The sequence below is a fragment of the Streptomyces roseicoloratus genome (assembly GCF_004117935.1).
GTDB classification, from domain to species: domain Bacteria; phylum Actinomycetota; class Actinomycetes; order Streptomycetales; family Streptomycetaceae; genus Streptomyces; species Streptomyces roseicoloratus.
Genome location: NZ_SDOY01000040.1, coordinates 94226 through 109821 on the forward strand (window position 1 = coordinate 94226; position 15596 = coordinate 109821).

Genomic DNA, 15596 nt, shown 5'->3' on the forward strand with positions numbered 1-15596 from the left:
GCCGCGCACCCGGGCACCTCGCACGGCCCCGCCGGGACTGCGCGGGCCCACGGGGGCCGCGCGGAGGCTGCGGGGGCCGCGCTCGGGTCAACGCTCCGGTCAGCGCTTGACGGCCCGGAGCACCACGAACTTCGGGTCGCTCGCGACGAGTTCGCTGTTGCCGAAGATCCGGCGCAGGGCGACGTGGTAGCCGAGGTGCCGGTTGCCGACCACCCACAGTTCCCCGCCGGGCCGCAGGGCCCGGCGGGCGTCGGCGAACATCCGGCGGGCGGTGCGGTCGGTGGTGGCCTGGTGGCTGTGGAACGGGGGGTTGTTGAGGACCAGGTCGACCGAGCCGGGGGCCGCCTCCGCGAGCCCGTCGCCCACGGCGAACTCGGCCTTGCGGTCCTCCCCCGCGTGGGTGCGGAAGTTCTCCTCGGCGGAGGCGACGGCCTGGTACGACTCGTCGGTGAAGACGAGTTCGGTCTCGGGCTCGGCGAGCGCGACGGCGAGTCCCACGACGCCGTTGCCGCAGCCGAGGTCGACCACCCGGGCCGTTCCGAGGCCGGTCGGCAGGTGCCGGAGGAAGAAGCGGGTGCCGATGTCCAGGCGGTCGGCGCAGAAGACGCCCGCCTGGTTGACGACCGTACGGCCGGCGAGCCCGGCGGGGGCGTCGGCGGGGAGCTCGTACGCGTACGGCCAGGGGTTGGCGTCCCGTACCCGCGCCGCGTCCGGTGTCGTGTGGATCAGCCGGGCCTTCTTCACGGCCAGCGAAGTCCGGGTCGGGCCGAGGATCCGCTCGAACAGCGCGAGCGTGGAGGTGTGGATCTCCTTCACCATGCCGGTGCCGACGATCACCGTGTCCTCGTGCACGGCGGGCGCGAGCCGGTGCAGCTGGTCCTCCAGGAGCGCGAGGCTCTTGGGCACCCGGACGAGCAGCACGTCGATCCGCGCGGGTGGCGGGTCCTGGGTGGTGAGCAGCGTGACCGCGTCGGGAGCGGCGCCCGAGCGGGCGAGGTTCTCGGCCGTGGCGGTCCGGCCCAGGTACGAGTCGGAGATCTGCGTCAGCCGGCCGGCGTCCGCTGCCGGCTCGGCCCCGGACGTGGGGTCCGCCCCGGACGAGGTGTCCGCCCCGGACGAGGTGTCGGCCCCGGCCTCCGTCCTGGCCGCGGCGAGCGCGGTGACGAGCGCGCCCCACCGGTCGCCCACCACGGCGACGTGCCCGCACGGATCGGTTCCCGACTCGGCGAGGTGGTTCAGCAGGTACTCGTCCGCCGCGTCCCAGGCGCGCAGCGGGTCGCGCGGGTCGGCGGGGAAACGGGTGAGCGGGAACGTGCCCCATGACGTGGTCAGACGGTTCATCGTGTCACCAGGCTAGGCCATCGCCCCGGGGGTCCCGGCCGCTCAGGACACGGCCGCCGCCAGCTGGAGGTGCCACAGGCCGGGGCGGCCGGTGAGGGTGACCGTGGACAGCGGGCGCACGTCGACGTTCCAGTACGTGGCGGGCGGCGCCTTCAGTGCGTAGACGAGGGCCGCGCGGACGACGGCCGGCTCGGCGACGGCGACGATGGCGCCGTCGTCGGCGGGCCGGGTGTCGAGCCAGCCGCCGACCCGGGTGATGAACGACAGAAGCGTTTCTCCGCCGTGCGGCGCGGTGCGCGGGTCGGCGAGCCAGGCGTCGACGGCGGCGGGTTCGAGCGCGGCGACCTCGGCCAGGGTGAGGCCGCGCCACCGGCCCATGTCGCAGTCACGGAGGGCCGGCTGGGCGAGCGGGGCGTAGCCGAGGGCGATGCCGGTGGCGCGGCTGCGGGGCGTCGGGGAGCAGTAGCGGAGCTCCGCGGCACCGAGCGGAACCAGTCGCGGCGCGGCGAGCCGCACCTCGTACCAGCCGGCCTCGTCGAGCGGCCGGTCGTCGTCGAAGCGTTCGGCGAGCAGGGAGGAACTGCGCGCCGCCGCGACGAGCGTGACCCGAAGACCCATGGCCGCGATCGTGAGGCCGCAGGCCCGGCGGGTCAAGGGGTCGATGGCAGGGTCACGGGAGGGTCTCGCTCGGCGCTGTCCGAGTGCGCCCGCATGTCCGGGGTCCGCGGTGGCCCCGGGCGGTGTCCCGCGCTGGCCCCGGGCGGTGTCCCGCAGTGGCCCCGGGCGGTGTCTCGCGCTGGTCCCGCGGTGGCGTGATGCCGGCCTCCGGGCGGCGCGCGCAGGTGCTCCGGCGAGCCCTCCGCGGTCCCGCGCGTCAGCCGGTGAGCTCGACCGCTCAGCTGGAGAACTCGCCCGCTCAGCCGGTGAGCGCGACCGATGAGCTCGTCCGCGACGGCCGGTGAACTCGGCCCCTCAGCCGGTGAACTGGTCCCCCCGGCCGGTGAACTGGTCCCCTCGGCCGGTGAGCTCGTCGACGGCCGCGCGCAGTCGTCGTACGCCCTCCGCGATCTCCGTGTCGCCCGCGACACCCGCGAAGCTCAGCCGGACGTGGCCGGCGGGCGGCTCGGCACAGAAGTAGGGGCGGCCTGGCGCGGCGGCCACTCCGGCGCGCAGCGCGGCCGCGAGCAGGCCGGCTTCGGGGACGGTGTCGGGCAGCCGGAGCCACAGGTGGTAGCCGCCGGACGGGATGTGCGGCAGGGCGAACTCGGGCAGGTGGCGCGCGAGGGCACCGGTCATGGTGTCGCGCCGGCTCTTCAGCTCCTGGGAAACGGCGCGCAGATGCCGGTTCCAGGCGGGCGAGCCGACGAGTTCGAGGGCGGTCTCCTGGAGCGGCCGGGGCACGAAGAAGCTGTCGACGACCTGGATGGCGCGGAGCCGTTCGAGGACGGGTCCGCGGGCGGCGAGCGCGCCGACCCGCAGGCTCGCGGAGGTGATCTTGGTGAGGGAGCAGACGTGGACGACGACGCCGTCGGGATCGTCGGCGGCGAGCGTCCCGGGCAGCGGGCCCGCGTCGGCGTGGACGAGGCGGCGGGCGAAGTCGTCCTCGACGACGAAGGAGCCGGCGGCCCGGGCGATGCGGACGACGGCAGACCGGCGTTCGGCTGCGAGGACGGCGCCGGTGGGGTTCTGGAAGAGCGGCTGGCACACGAACACCCGGGCGCCGGTGGCGCGGAACGCCGCTTCCAGCAGCTCGGGCCGGACGCCGTCGGCGTCGGTCGGCACGGGCACCGGCCGCAGACCGGCGGCGCGGGCGACGGCGAGCATGCCGGGATAGGTGGGCGACTCGACGAGCACGGGCGTACCGGGCGGGGCGAGCGCGCGCAGGGCGGTGGTGATGGCGGACTGGCCGCCGGCGGTGACGAGGACCTCGGCGGCGGTCACATCCCCGCCGATCTCGCGGGCGAACCACTCGCGCAGCTCGGGCAGTCCGTCGACGGGAGGCCGGCCCCAGGCGCCGGGCCTGCGGCCGGCCCGGGCGAGGGCGGCGGCGAGGGCGCGCTCGGGCTGGAGGGCCGGATGGAGGTAGCCGCCGTTGAACTCGACGACGCCGGGCGGCGGCGCGGAGAGCGTGACGAGGACGCCGGAGGCGTCGACGGCGCGCGGGACGAGTTCGGTGGCGGTGTCGGCGCTGAGCGCGAGTTCCTGCCAGGAGGTGTCGCCGGGGACGGGGGTGGTGGCGCGGGGTTCGGCGCGGTAGGCGCCGGCGCCGGGGCGGGTGACGACGAGCCCTTCGGCGGCGAGCTGGGCGAGGGCACGGGTGACGGTCACCGGGGAGACGCGATGCCGCTCGACGAGGACGCGACTCGACGGCAGCTTTTCTCCTGGTGAGTAGCGGTCGAGCTCCGCTCTCAGAGTGTTGGCCAGTTCAGCGACACTGCTACGCTCGTGCATGAGAGCACAGAATAGCGCTACTACTCCGAGCACGATAGCGGTCGGCAGGCAGGAGACCGTCACGGCCGCTCCTGTCACCGTCGCTCCCGTCAGCGCCGCTCCCGTCACGGCCGGGACGGCGCGGACCCCGGAGGCGACCGCCGCACCACCTCCGGCCGCGCCTGGGCCGGTTCAGACGGCGGGGAATCCGGCGGTGCCGGCGCGGACTGGGGCTGCTCGATCTCCGGCCGCCCATGCTCCGGCCGCCCAGGCCGCGGCCGCCCCCACTCCGGCCGCGCGGCCCGCGCAGCGCGGCGGCACGCTGCTCGCCGCGCTCGGTGTGGTCGCCTTCTCCCTCACCTTCCCCTCCACCGCGTGGGGTCTGGAGAGCTTCGGCCCCTGGTCGCTCGTCGCCGTCCGCTCCGTGCTCGCCGCACTCGTCGCGGGCACCTTCCTGCTCGCGGGCCGGGTGCCGCTTCCCGAGCGTCGCCACTGGGCGGGGCTCGCGGTCGTCGCGGGCGGCGTGGTGATCGGTTTCCCGCTGCTGACCACGCTCGCGCTGCGGACCTCCACCACCTCGCACGCCGCCGTCGTCGTGGGCCTGCTGCCGCTGACGACGGCGGTCTTCGCCGCGGTCCGCACCGGCCGCCGCCCGTCCCGTACGTTCTGGGTCGCGGCCGTGTCCGGCGCCGTCGTCGTGCTCGGCTTCACCCTCCAGCAGAGCGGTGGCGCCCTCTCCACCGGCGACCTCTACCTCTTCGGGGCCCTTCTGGTGTGCGCCGCCGGCTACACGGAGGGCGGGCGGCTGGCCCGTCTGATGCCGGGCTGGCAGGTGGTGGGCTGGGCGCTGGTGCTGTGCCTGCCGCTGATGACGGCGGGTGCGGCCGTGGCGCTGTCGTACGAGCCGGTGCACCTCACCGCGCACGGCGTCGCGGGCCTGGTCTGGGTGGCCGTCGGATCCACCTTCTTCGGCCTGTACGTCTGGTACCGCGGCATGGCCGCGATCGGCATCCCGCGCGCCAGCCAGCTCCAGCTCGCCCAGCCGCTGCTCACGCTCTTCTGGTCGGTGACCGTGCTCGGCGAGGACCTGGCCCCCGCGGCGCCGCTGGCGGCCGTGGCGGTGCTGGTCTGCATCGCCGCAACCCAGCGGGCGAAGGTGTGACGGACCAGGGGACGAAGACATCACGGCCCAAGGGGCGAAGGCGTGACGACCCAGCGGGCGAAGAGCTGGGACCCACGTCACAATGGCAGACGTAGGCCCGTCCAGCGGGGACGGGCCGGGGACGGAACCGGCCGCGAGGAGGTCACCCCGATGCGTGCGAGCGTGGGCGACAAACTGCTGGTGCACGGCCGGACCGTCGGTCAGCACGACCGTACGGCCGAGGTCCTTGAGGTGAAGGGCGAGAACGGTGCTCCCCCGTACCGCGTCAAGTTCGACGACGACGGCCACGAGGCCCTGATGTCACCGGGTCCCGACACCGTCGTACGCCGCCACGGGGAGACCGGGGGCCAGTGAGCCCGCCGGTAAACCCCCTGGTCAGCCCCCTGGTCACCGGACCCCGGACCGCCGGGCTCCGGGCCGCCAGGCACCTGACCGCCGGGCTCCAGACCGCCGGGCCCCGGACCGCCGGCTGAGCGTCCGGCGGCGGAGCCGTTCCGGCACGGCGCGGCACGGCGCGGCACGGTCTCAGGCGTCGTCGGCGAGGACGGCGGTCAGCGCGCCCAGCGGGTCCCGGGCGACCTCGCGGGCCGCGAAGTAGCAGTGTCCTCCCACGCCTGGATGACGGCGGGCGAGTTCCGCGTGGCGGGCCAGCTCCCGTCGGTCCTGCCATGCCTTCGGCTGGGCGGGATCGCCCACCTTGTACAGCGCCTCTCCGAGGTAGAGACGGACGCCGGTGCCGCGCACCGTCCGCTCCCACCACGGCACGAGCTTGGCGTAGTCGGCGGACGGGAAGCCGATGTTCCAGTAGAGCTGCGGGATCACATAGTCGACCAGCCGCTCGGTGATCCACCGCCGGGTGTCGGCGTACAGGTCGTCGTAGGTCTGCACGCCCGAGGCGGTGTCGGAGCCGGCGGGGTCGGTGGCGGCGTTGCGCCAGATGCCGAAGGGGCTGATGCCGAAGGCGACGCCGGGCTTGGTCCGCTTGATGCGGGCGGCCATCTCGGAGACGAGCAGCCGGGTGTTGTTCCGCCGCCAGGCGGCCCGGTCCGCGAAGTCCGCCCCGTACCGCGCGAAGGCCTCGTCGTCGTCGAGGACCCTGCCCGCCACCGGGTACGGGTAGAAGTAGTCGTCCCAGTGCAGGGCGTCGACGTCGTAGCGGCGCACGGCGTCGAGCATGGCGTCCTGGACGTGCCGCCGGACCTCGGGCAGGCCGGGGTTGTAGAGCAGCCGCCCGTCGTAGGTGAGCGCCCACTCCGGGTGGCGCCGCACCGGATGGTTCGCGGCCAGCCGCGTCGGGTCGGCGTGGCCGGCGACGCGGTACGGATTGCACCAGGCGTGCAGCTCCAGGCCCCGCGCGTGGGCCTCGGCCACGGCCGTGCCGAGCGGGTCCCAGCCCGGGTCGGCGCCCTGGACGCCGGTGAGGCACTGGGCCCAGGGCTCGTACGGCGAGGGCCACAGGGCGTCGGCGGAGGGGCGGATCTGGAACAGGACCGCGGTCATCCGGCGCCGTACGGCCAGGTCGAGGAGGTCGAGGAGGTCGGCGCGCTGTGCCGCGGCGCTCAGTCCGGGCCGGGAGGGGAAGTCGCGGTTGGCGACGGTGGCGATCCACATGCCGCGGAACGCGGCACCGCCGTCCTCCGCGGGCTCGGCGGCCTCCTCCGCCGCCGCTTCCCGCGCTCTCCGCGCTTCCCGCGCCTCCCCGTCCTCCGCGAGCCCCTCGAGCCCCTCGGGCCCCTCGGGCCCCGTCGGCCCGGCGGCGCCGGCGGTCCTTCCGGCGGGACCGAGACCCAGGCCCGTGAGCGCGGCTCCGGCCCCGGCCATGAACCCTCTTCTACCGATCCGCGGCATTTGTCACCCCTCGCTATCGGATACGTCACAGTCCATCCGACAGCATCCCCTGGTCAGAACGATCGATCATCGGTCGTGTCGGGAGTAACGTCGTGGAGTCGAGGCGGACGCACCGGAACCACACGGGCTCCCGCCGCCAGCAGAGAGCGAAAGGCACGAGGTGACGGACTCCATGGCCGACATTGAGCGCGTCGGAGTGGTCGGCTGCGGCCAGATGGGCGCGGGCATCGCGGAGGTGTGCGCCCGCAGCGGTCTTGACGTGAGGGTCGCCGAGACCACCGGCGAGGCGCTGGAGATCGGCCGCACGCGGCTCTACAACTCTCTCGCCAAGGCCGCCGAACGCGGCAAGATCAGCGAGGAGGAGCGCGACGCGACGCTCGCGCGGCTCAGCTTCACCACCGACCTGGGCGAGTTCGCCGACCGCGACCTCGTGATCGAGGCGGTCGTCGAGAACGAGCAGGTCAAGACCGAGATCTTCCAGGTCCTCGACCAGGTCGTGACCCGGCCGGACGCCATCCTGGCCTCCAACACCTCCTCCATCCCGCTGGTGAAGCTCGCGGTGGCCACCTCCCGCCCCGACCAGGTCATCGGCATCCACTTCTTCAACCCGGCGCCGGTGCAGAAGCTGGTCGAGCTGATCCCCGCCCTCACCACCTCCGAGGGCACGATCAGCCGGGCCCAGCTGTTCGCCGAGAAGACCCTCGGCAAGCACGCCATCCGCGCCCAGGACCGCTCGGGCTTCGTGGTGAACGCGCTGCTCGTGCCGTACCTGCTCTCCGCGATCCGGATGTTCGAGTCGGGCATCGCGAGCCGCGAGGACATCGACAACGGCATGGAGTTCGGCTGCGCCCACCCGATGGGCCCGCTGAAGCTCTCCGACCTGATCGGCCTGGACACCATCGCCTCGATCGCGGACTCGATGTACGCCGAGTACAAGGAGCCGCTGTACGCCGCTCCGCCGCTGCTCCAGCGCATGGTGGACGCGGGCCGCCTCGGCCGGAAGACCGGCTCGGGCTTCTACCCGTACGCCTGAGGCCCTCGCCTCCTGGGGCCCCGGCCCCTGAGGCCCGGCCCATCAGGCGCCCGGCCTCGCCCCTGAGACCTCGGCTCCGCTGCCGAGAGGACGGCCCGTACACCGCACAGGTACGGGCCGTCCGCCTTTCCCAGCGACACCCGCCCTTCCCGGTCTCGGACACCCGCCCTTCCCGGCCTCGGGCGCTCGCCCTTGCCCAGCCTCGGGCGCTCGCCCTTGCCCAACCTCGGGCACCCTCCCCTTCCCGGCCTCGGGCGCCCGTGCGTTCCCGCCCCCGCCGTCATCCCAGCCGCAGGTGGTGCAGCATCAGCAGGCCGGCTGCCATGTTCGCGGCCGGGACCTCGCCACGGGCGATCATGTCGGGGACGAGCTTGAGCGGGACCCATTGCAGGCGCGAGGACTCGAAGGCGTCCTGCGGCGGCCCGGTCCAGGTCGCCTCCTCGCTCCAGAAGAGGTGGTGGCGGGCGTCGCTGAGGCCGTTGGAGGGCTCGACGGTGAGCAGCGGGCGCAGCGGCCCGGGGCGCCAGCCGGTCTCCTCCTCCATCTCGCGGGCCGCGGCGGCCTCGATCTCCTCGCCGTCCTCGACGACTCCGGCGGCCAGCTCCCAGCCCCAGCTGTCGGTGATGAAGCGGTGGCGCCACAGCAGCAGGACCTCGTCAGCATCGTTGACGGCGGTCGCGGCGGCGACCGGGCGGAGCCGGATCAGATAGTGGTCGAGCCGGCGGCCGTCGGGGAGTTCGACGTCCGCCAGGTTGACCCGGAACCAGCGGTTCTCATACACCGGCTGTTCACTTAGTTTCGTCCACTGCACGTTTTTGCCACCTTCCGACAGGTCGGTGATTACTTGGTGGCAATATCGCAGCAGGCGCCAGGTCGCAAGGAATCGCTCACAGGGGCACGCGCAGCGCACTGGCGACGATGTCGGCCGCCCTGCGCGCCTCCTCGCCGCCGCTCGCGAGCAACTGCTCCCGCACCAGCCGGAGCCGGTCCCGCAGCCGCCGGGACTCCATCCCGCGCGCCCGCTCGGTCATCTCCTCCGCCGTCCGCGCCGCCCGGTCCGGCTCCCCCTGCCGCAACTCGATCTGGCACAGCATGGCGAGCCGGTGCACCCGGCCCCGGTCGTGGGCCGGGGTGCCCACCGCCGCGGCCGCGTGCTCGTGGGCCGCCGCGAGTTCACCCAGACTGAGCAGGGCCTCGGCGACCTGCACGTTGACGAGGCCGGGCTGGACGTAGCCCGTCTCGGCCGGCTCGCTGCCGGGGCTGATCCGCTCGGCCTCCTCTTCCGCCCGCAGGATGCACGCCAGGGCCGCCGCCGCGTCGCCGAGATGCGCGTACGCCTTCGCCTGCATCGCCGTCAGATCGGCGGCGAGCGCGGGCGTGATGTCGCGGCCTGCCGAGCGCAGCGCGGCCTCCGCGAACGCCACGGCCTGCCGGTACTCCCCCATGAACAGCGACTGGTTGACGAGCAGCGCCACCACATAGGCGCCGAGCCCGCGGTCGCCGCTCGCCTTCGCGAGCCGCAGCGCCTGGTGGAAGTAGCGCTGGGCGAGCCCCTGGGCGTCGGAGTCGTACGCGCAGATCCCGGCCACCGCCACCAGGCCGCCGGCCGCCCGGTGCAGCCGCCGCCCGAGCGCGTCCCCGTACGCGCCGCGCAGCAGCGGGGCGGTTCCGGTGCCGAGGAAGCCGACGATCCGGGCGCGCGTCGCCATGCCGCCGGCCTTGCGGTACATCTGCTCGTAGTGGGCGCGGGCGGCGGTGAGCATCGAGACGTCGGCGGCCGAGACCCGGGTGCGGCCCTCGTGGGAGACGTCGGCGTCCTCGGGCGGGTTCTCCCACTCCCACACCGGCATGACCGCCGGGGTGCCGGTGACGGCCTGCATGCCGAGCACGTTGCCGCGGCCCTGCTCGTCGGAGCGCCACAGGGCGGTGGCCCGGTCGACGAAGCCGGAGAGCGGGGTGCCGGGGGCGGGAAGCGCCGCGCCGGGCACGCCGAGGCCGATGTCGTCGAGGGTGACCGGACGGCGGAGCCGGCCGGCCAGCACGTCGCAGATCAGGTCGGGGACCTGGCCGCGCGGCCGCTGGCCCTTCAACCAGCGGGCCACCGCGGTGTGTTCGTAGCGCAGGGCGAGGCCGCGGGCCCGGCCCGCCTGGTTCACCCGGGTGGCGAGACCGGCGTTCGAGATGCCCGCCTCGGCGAGCAGGGCGTCGAGGAGGGTGTTGGGCTGTGGCGTGGGCTGCATGGGACCGCTCCGGTGATTCGGTGCGCTCAGCGTAGTGAAGGAGGCTTTCGCACGGGGTGTGAACGAAGTGCTCGTTCTTCCCTTCCGCGCGCACTGTCGAAGTCGCCCCGGTACGGATTGACTTGGGTCTCTCGCCGAAGGGCGAGAGACCGGGCCGCCGGCTCCCCCTCGTACAGTGCGGTCGCCCGGTCGCGTGCGCCGTCCGTGCTGTTGATCTGCCCGACACTCCGTGGCAGCACGGACGGCGCCGGCCACCTGCCCATCCCTGTCTCACTGGTGCGGACACTAGTGCGGGGAGGGCGCGGGCCGGGTACGGCGCAGCCCGGGTTCGGCGGGCTGCGCCGGTACCCGCACCCGGTCGTTGCGCACGACGAGCAGGGCGACGTCGTCGGCGGGCCGGCCGCCCGTGTGGCGCAGCAGCGCGGCGTGCACCCGCCGCACGAGCGCGGCGGGCGCCTCGCGCGCCGCGCCGGCGAGGACGGTGGGCAGCGGGAAGAACCGGCCACGGTGGTCCCTGGCCTCCTCCGCGCCGTCGGTGTGCAGCACCAGGCTCTCGCCGGGCAGCAGCCGGACCGCCGGGTACGGCTCGAGGTCGGCGGGCAGCGGGAAGGCGCCGAGCGGAGGCAGCGGCTCGCCGACGGGCACGGGTACGACGCGGCGGTCGCCGATCCGGTACGGCGCGGGGTGGCCGCAGTCCAGGACCTCGACGAGACCGTCGGGGCGGATCTGCAGGAGCAGCAGCGTCACGAACTCCTCGGCCACGGGATGCTCGGGCGCCCGCCCGCTCCTGGCCGGGTGCTCCTCACGGGCGCGCTCGCACAGGTGCCGTCCGAGGGCCCGGTCCAGTCGCCTGAGCACACCGGCGAGTTCGGCCTCGTCGTGGACGGCCTCGCGGAAGCTGCCGAGCAGGGCGACCACCGCACCGAGCGCGGCGAGCCCGTGGCCCCGCACGTCGCCGATCACGATCCGCACGCCGTACGGCGTGGCCACCGCCTCGTACAGGTCTCCGCCGACCACGGCGCCCCGGGACGCCGACAACTGGCCCGCGGCGACCGAGAGTCCGTCGAGCCGGGCGGGCGGCGGGCGCAGCAGCACCTGCTGCGTGGCATCGGCCACGGCCCGCACCCGCGACAGTTCCCGCGCGAGCCCGTACCGCACGCCGAGCACGATCCCGATCCCGACCGTCAGGAAGACGGCGCTGGTGGCGACCCGCATGGGCAGCCCGGGCTCCCGGGCCAGCGGACACCACAGCCGCCAGGCGACGGCCGCGGCCCCCCACACGACCGGGACCAGCAGCGGAGCCGTCCGCCGCAGCCGGGAGCCTTCGGCGACCAGTGACCTGTCACGGAACATCCACGGCCCTTCCCGAGGCCCGCCAGCGCCCGAAGACCCTGCGGCACACAGGCCCGCCCCTGTGGCCGCGTCGATTCTCGCGGCGCGGGAGGACCCGGCGGAACACCGGCCGGAGATCTCACCCGAAGGAGTGAGCAACCGGACATGAACCCGTACGGGAGTACGGGGCGCACACCGGCGCGTGTCCGCCACGAGGGCCGGCGCACGCGCAAGTCCTGGCCCTGGGCCGGCGCACGCGAGAGGATCCTGGCCCCAAGCCGGCACACGCGAAAGGGCCCTGGCGGCCCCGAGCCGGCACACGCGAAAGGGCCCTGGTCCCGGGCAGGTCGCCCGGGGCCAGGGCCCCTCACTCTCGATGCGCCGTACGGCCTCGCCGTCAGGCGCCGCGCAGGACCGCGCCCGTGCGGTCCGCGGCCAGGGCGACCGCGGCGTCGCGGGCCGCGGTGGCCTCCTCGACCGTCAGGGTGCGGTCGGGGGCGCGGAACCGGAGGGCGTAGGCCAGGGACTTCTTGCCCTCGCCGATCTGGTCGCCGGTGTAGACGTCGAACAGACGGATGGACTCCAGGAGTTCACCCGCGCCGCCGGTCAGGTAGTACTCGACGACCGCGGCGGGCACGTCCTGGTCGACGACCAGGGCGACGTCCTGGGTGGCGACCGGGAAGGCGGAGATGCGCGGGGCCTTGACCGGGCCCTCGCTCGCGCGCTCCAGGACGTCCAGGTCCAGCTCCATGGCGCAGGTGCGGGCCGGCAGGCCGAGCGCCTTCACCACGCGCGGGTGGAGCTCGCCGCCGTGTCCGGCGAGGGTCAGTTCGCCGTCGATCACGACCTGGAAAGAGGCGCAGCGGCCCGGGTGCCACGGGGCGTGCTGGTCGGCGTCGACCACCAGCTCCGCGCCGGCCTCGGCGGCCACGAGGCGCGCCGCCTGGATCGCGTCGGCCCAGTCGGCCGGGCGGCCCTTGCCCCACCAGCCGGCCTGCTCGCGGGAGCCGGCCAGGACGACCGCGACGCGGCGCGGCTGCTTGGGCAGCGCGGCGTTGACGCGGGCGATCTCCTCGTCGGTCGGGCGGCCGTCGACGCCGAGGCGGGGGGCCACGGCGGGCCCGCCCTCGGTGGGACGGAAGACCAGACCGGTCTCGAAGAGCGCCAGGTCGTGGCTGCCGCGTCCGTCGTTGCGGCGCAGCGCGGCCAGCAGGCCGGGCAGCAGCGTCGTGCGGAGCGCGGGCTCCTCGTCGGAGAGCGGGTTGACCAGCTTCACGACCCGGCGGCGGGCGTCGTCCGCGTCCAGGCCGAGCTGGTCGAAGACCTGCTCGCCGATGAAGGGGTAGTTCAGCGCCTCGACGTAGCCGGCGCCGGCGAGCACGCGGCCGACCCGGCGGTGGACGCGCTGGCGCTCGGTGAGGCCGCGGCCGGCCGGCGGCTTGGGCAGCGTGGAGGGCAGGTTCTCGTAGCCCTCCAGCCGGATGACTTCTTCGGCCAGGTCGTTCGGCACGTAGAGGTCGGGGCGCCACGACGGGACGGTGACGACGAGCTCGTCCTGGCCGTAGACGTCGCAGCCGATCTCCTGGAGGCGGCGGACGACGGTCTCGCGGCCGTAGGCGACACCGGCCACCTTGTCCGGGTGGTTCGCCGGCATGGTGATCGTGTGCGGCGCGGACGGGGCGACGACCTCGGTCACGCCGGCCTCGGCGGTGCCGCCCGCGAGGAGCACGAGCAGGTCGACGGTGCGCTGCGCGGCCGCGGCGGCGGCCTGCGGGTCGACGCCGCGCTCGAAGCGCTTGGACGCCTCCGAGGACAGCTTGTGGCGGCGGGCCGTGCGCGCGATCGAGATCGCGTCGAAGTGCGCGGCCTCGATGACGACCTCGGTGGTGCCGGCGAGGGCGCCGGTCTCCGGGTCGGTCACGGGGTCGGCGATCTCCGTGTCGGCACCGCCCATGACGCCCGCGATGCCGATGGGGCCGCGGTTGTCGGTGATGACCAGGTCACCGGAGTCGAGGACGCGCTTGGCGCCGTCGAGGGTGGTGATCTTCTCGCCCTCGGCGGCACGGCGGACGCCGATGGGGCCGTCGACGCGGCTGCGGTCGTAGGCGTGCAGCGGCTGGCCGAGCTCGATCATCACGTAGTTGGTGATGTCGACGGCGAGCGAGATCGGGCGCATGCCGGCCTTCTGCAGACGGCGCTGCATCCAGATCGGCGAGCGGGCCTCGGGGTCGAGGCCGACGACGGTGCGCGCGACGAAGCGGTCGCAGCCGATCGGGTCGGCGACCTGGACCGGGTAGCCGTACGCGTTGGGCGCGGGCACGTCGAGCAGCGCCGGGTCGCGCAGCGGCAGGCCGTAGGCGATGGCGGCCTCGCGGGCGACGCCGCGCATCGACAGGCAGTAGCCGCGGTCGGGCGTGACGGCGATGTCGAGGACCTCGTCGTACAGCTCGAGCAGCGCGATGGCGTCGGTGCCGACCTCGTGCTCCGGCGGCAGCACGATGATGCCGTGCGAGCCGTCGTCGCCCATGCCGAGCTCGTCGCCCGAGCAGATCATGCCGCGGGAGACCCTGCCGTACGTCTTGCGCTCGGCGATCCGGAAGTCGCCGGGCAGCACGGCGCCGGGCAGGGCCACGACGACCTTGTCGCCCTCGGCGAAGTTCCGGGCGCCGCAGATGATCTCCTGCGGCTCGCCGGTGCCGTTGGCCTGACCGACGTCGACGGTGCAGAAGCGGATCGGCTTCTTGAACTCGGTCAGCTCCTCGATGGTGAGGACCTTGCCGACCACCAGGGGGCCGGTCAGACCGGCACCGAGCTGCTCGACGGTCTCGACCTCGAGGCCCGCCGAAATGAGCTTGGCCTGCACGTCACGGCCGGTCGCGGTCGCCGGCAGGTCGACGTACTCCCGCAGCCAGGAAAGCGGGACCCGCATCAGATCTCCATCCCGAAAGGCCGGGTGAACCGGACGTCACCCTCGACCATGTCTCGCATGTCTTCGACGTTGTGGCGGAACATCAGCATCCGCTCGATGCCGAACCCGAAGGCGAATCCGCTGTACTTCTCGGGGTCCACACCGCAGGCCGTGAGCACCTTCGGGTTGACCATGCCGCAGCCGCCGAGCTCGATCCAGCCTTCGCTGCCACAGGTGCGGCAGGGGCGGTCCGGGTTGCCGACGGACTCGCCGCGGCAGACGTAGCAGAGCATGTCCATCTCGGCGGACGGCTCGGTGAAGGGGAAGAAGTTCGGGCGGAGCCGGGTCTTCATGTCCGCTCCGAAGAGCGCCTGGACCATGTGGTCCAGGGTGCCCTTGAGGTCGGCCATCGTGAGGCCCTCGTCGACGGCCAGCAGCTCGATCTGGTGGAAGACCGGGGTGTGGGTCGCGTCGAGCTCGTCGGTGCGGTAGACGCGGCCGGGGCAGACCACGTAGACCGGGGGCTCCCGGTCGATGAGGGTGCGGGCCTGCACCGGCGAGGTGTGGGTGCGCAGCACGACGCCGGACTCGTCGCCCGTGGTGACAGCCGTTCCCTCCGGGGTGGTTCCCTGGACGAAGAAGGTGTCCTGCATCTGGCGCGCCGGGTGGTCCGGCACGAAGTTCAGGGCGTCGAAGTTGAACCACTCGGCCTCGACCTCGGGGCCTTCGGCGACCTCGTAGCCCATCGACACGAAGACGTCGGCGACGCGCTCCATGAGGGTGGTCAGCGGATGCCGGGCACCGGCCGGGGTGCGGTCGTACGGCAGGGTGACGTCGACGGCCTCCTCGACGAGGACCCGGGCGTCGCGCTCCGCCTCCAGCTCGGCCTGGCGCGCGGCCAGCGCCTTGGACACGGCGCCGCGGGCCTGGCCCACGAGCTTGCCGGCCGCGGCCTTGGCGTGCGGGGGCAGGGCGCCGATCTCGCGGTTGGCGAGCGCCAGCGGCGAGGTGCCGCCGGTGTGCGCGGTCTTCGCGTGGGCGAGCGCGTCGAGGTCGCCTGCGGCGGCGAAGGCGGCGACCGCCTCGTCCCGCATGCGCTCGATCTCTTCCGGTTTCAAGGCCTCGACCTCGACCGGGTCGTACGACTTATTGGGTGCCGACATCTCTTCCCGTGCTTCCGTTGGCTTGGCTGGGCGGCCCCGAGCTCGACGTCAAGGGCGCAAACGTGCCAAAGGACGAGTCTAACGGGGCGCGGGGACGCGAATGAGCCCGTGGGCGGTCCGGACGGGCCCCCGACCTCGT

The 15596-nt window shown here is 74.2% G+C and carries 12 protein-coding genes; 3 read left to right on the plus strand and 9 right to left on the minus strand.

Features of this window, described 5'->3' with window-relative positions; genetic code table 11:
- Positions 1-99: 99 nt before the first annotated feature.
- The 3 genes from ESG85_RS03250 to ESG85_RS03260 all read right to left on the minus strand — a co-directional run bounded on the left by ESG85_RS03250 (position 100) and on the right by ESG85_RS03260 (position 3792).
- On the minus strand, positions 100-1341 hold the full coding sequence (locus tag ESG85_RS03250) for a methyltransferase (protein WP_128976480.1): 1242 nt from the start codon (positions 1339-1341) through the stop codon (positions 100-102).
- Between the two features lie 42 nt (positions 1342-1383).
- The gene (locus tag ESG85_RS03255) at positions 1384-1959 is read right to left on the minus strand and encodes a histidine phosphatase family protein (protein ID WP_128976481.1); all 576 of its coding nucleotides are present in this window, start codon (positions 1957-1959) and stop codon (positions 1384-1386) included.
- A 354-nt stretch (positions 1960-2313) separates the two neighbouring features.
- Positions 2314-3792 carry an aminotransferase-like domain-containing protein gene (locus tag ESG85_RS03260; protein ID WP_128976482.1) on the minus strand — a complete coding sequence of 493 codons (1479 nt, stop codon included), beginning with the start codon at positions 3790-3792 and terminating at the stop codon, positions 2314-2316.
- Between the two features lie 193 nt (positions 3793-3985).
- On the opposite strand from ESG85_RS03260, the gene ESG85_RS03265 reads away from it, so the two are divergent.
- Together ESG85_RS03265 and ESG85_RS03270 are read left to right on the plus strand one after the other, a co-directional pair.
- The gene (locus ESG85_RS03265) at positions 3986-4933 is read left to right on the plus strand and encodes a DMT family transporter (protein WP_128976483.1); all 948 of its coding nucleotides are present in this window, start codon (positions 3986-3988) and stop codon (positions 4931-4933) included.
- Between the two features lie 150 nt (positions 4934-5083).
- A complete protein-coding gene (locus tag ESG85_RS03270) occupies positions 5084-5287 on the plus strand; it encodes a DUF1918 domain-containing protein (RefSeq protein WP_128976484.1) in 204 nt (67 codons plus the stop codon).
- A gap of 171 nt (positions 5288-5458) precedes the next feature.
- On the opposite strand, the gene ESG85_RS03280 is transcribed toward ESG85_RS03270, so the two are convergent.
- Complete coding sequence (locus ESG85_RS03280) at positions 5459-6781, minus strand: family 10 glycosylhydrolase (RefSeq protein WP_128976485.1); 1323 nt, start codon at positions 6779-6781, stop codon at positions 5459-5461.
- A 172-nt stretch (positions 6782-6953) separates the two neighbouring features.
- Between ESG85_RS03280 and ESG85_RS03285 the strand changes: the two genes are divergently transcribed.
- Positions 6954-7814: a 3-hydroxybutyryl-CoA dehydrogenase gene (locus ESG85_RS03285; RefSeq protein WP_128976486.1), complete on the plus strand. Its 861-nt coding sequence runs from the start codon at positions 6954-6956 to the stop codon at positions 7812-7814.
- A 280-nt stretch (positions 7815-8094) separates the two neighbouring features.
- Here ESG85_RS03285 and ESG85_RS03295 read toward each other — a convergent pair whose 3' ends face one another.
- From ESG85_RS03295 to pheS, 5 genes are all read right to left on the minus strand, one after another.
- Positions 8095-8625 carry an NUDIX domain-containing protein gene (locus ESG85_RS03295; protein ID WP_128976488.1) on the minus strand — a complete coding sequence of 177 codons (531 nt, stop codon included), beginning with the start codon at positions 8623-8625 and terminating at the stop codon, positions 8095-8097.
- Positions 8626-8701: 76 nt separating this feature from the next.
- Positions 8702-10054, minus strand: a complete 1353-nt coding sequence (locus ESG85_RS03300) for an NsdA family TPR-like regulatory protein (protein ID WP_128976489.1) — start codon at positions 10052-10054, stop codon at positions 8702-8704.
- A 285-nt stretch (positions 10055-10339) separates the two neighbouring features.
- On the minus strand, positions 10340-11407 hold the full coding sequence (locus ESG85_RS03305; protein WP_128976490.1) for a PP2C family protein-serine/threonine phosphatase: 1068 nt from the start codon (positions 11405-11407) through the stop codon (positions 10340-10342).
- A 376-nt stretch (positions 11408-11783) separates the two neighbouring features.
- Positions 11784-14315 carry a phenylalanine--tRNA ligase subunit beta gene (pheT, locus tag ESG85_RS03310; RefSeq protein WP_128976491.1) on the minus strand — a complete coding sequence of 844 codons (2532 nt, stop codon included), beginning with the start codon at positions 14313-14315 and terminating at the stop codon, positions 11784-11786.
- Positions 14315-15457: a phenylalanine--tRNA ligase subunit alpha gene (pheS, locus tag ESG85_RS03315; RefSeq protein WP_128976492.1), complete on the minus strand. Its 1143-nt coding sequence runs from the start codon at positions 15455-15457 to the stop codon at positions 14315-14317. The genes pheT and pheS overlap by 1 nt, the downstream gene beginning before the upstream one ends.
- Positions 15458-15596: the final 139 nt, after the last annotated feature.

Excerpts from the sequence above, each read along its gene's own strand:
- pheT (WP_128976491.1), bottom strand. The coding sequence starts at position 14,315 with ATGCGGGTCCCGCTTTCCTGGCTGCGGGAGTACGTCGACCTGCCGGCG.
- ESG85_RS03280 (WP_128976485.1), bottom strand. The coding sequence starts at position 6,781 with ATGCCGCGGATCGGTAGAAGAGGGTTCATGGCCGGGGCCGGAGCCGCG.
- pheS (WP_128976492.1), bottom strand. The coding sequence starts at position 15,457 with ATGTCGGCACCCAATAAGTCGTACGACCCGGTCGAGGTCGAGGCCTTG.
- ESG85_RS03305 (WP_128976490.1), bottom strand. The coding sequence starts at position 11,407 with ATGTTCCGTGACAGGTCACTGGTCGCCGAAGGCTCCCGGCTGCGGCGG.
- ESG85_RS03285 (WP_128976486.1), top strand. The coding sequence starts at position 6,954 with ATGGCCGACATTGAGCGCGTCGGAGTGGTCGGCTGCGGCCAGATGGGC.
- ESG85_RS03255 (WP_128976481.1), bottom strand. The coding sequence starts at position 1,959 with ATGGGTCTTCGGGTCACGCTCGTCGCGGCGGCGCGCAGTTCCTCCCTG.
- ESG85_RS03260 (WP_128976482.1), bottom strand. The coding sequence starts at position 3,792 with ATGCACGAGCGTAGCAGTGTCGCTGAACTGGCCAACACTCTGAGAGCG.
- ESG85_RS03300 (WP_128976489.1), bottom strand. The coding sequence starts at position 10,054 with ATGCAGCCCACGCCACAGCCCAACACCCTCCTCGACGCCCTGCTCGCC.
- ESG85_RS03250 (WP_128976480.1), bottom strand. The coding sequence starts at position 1,341 with ATGAACCGTCTGACCACGTCATGGGGCACGTTCCCGCTCACCCGTTTC.
- ESG85_RS03270 (WP_128976484.1), top strand. The coding sequence starts at position 5,084 with ATGCGTGCGAGCGTGGGCGACAAACTGCTGGTGCACGGCCGGACCGTC.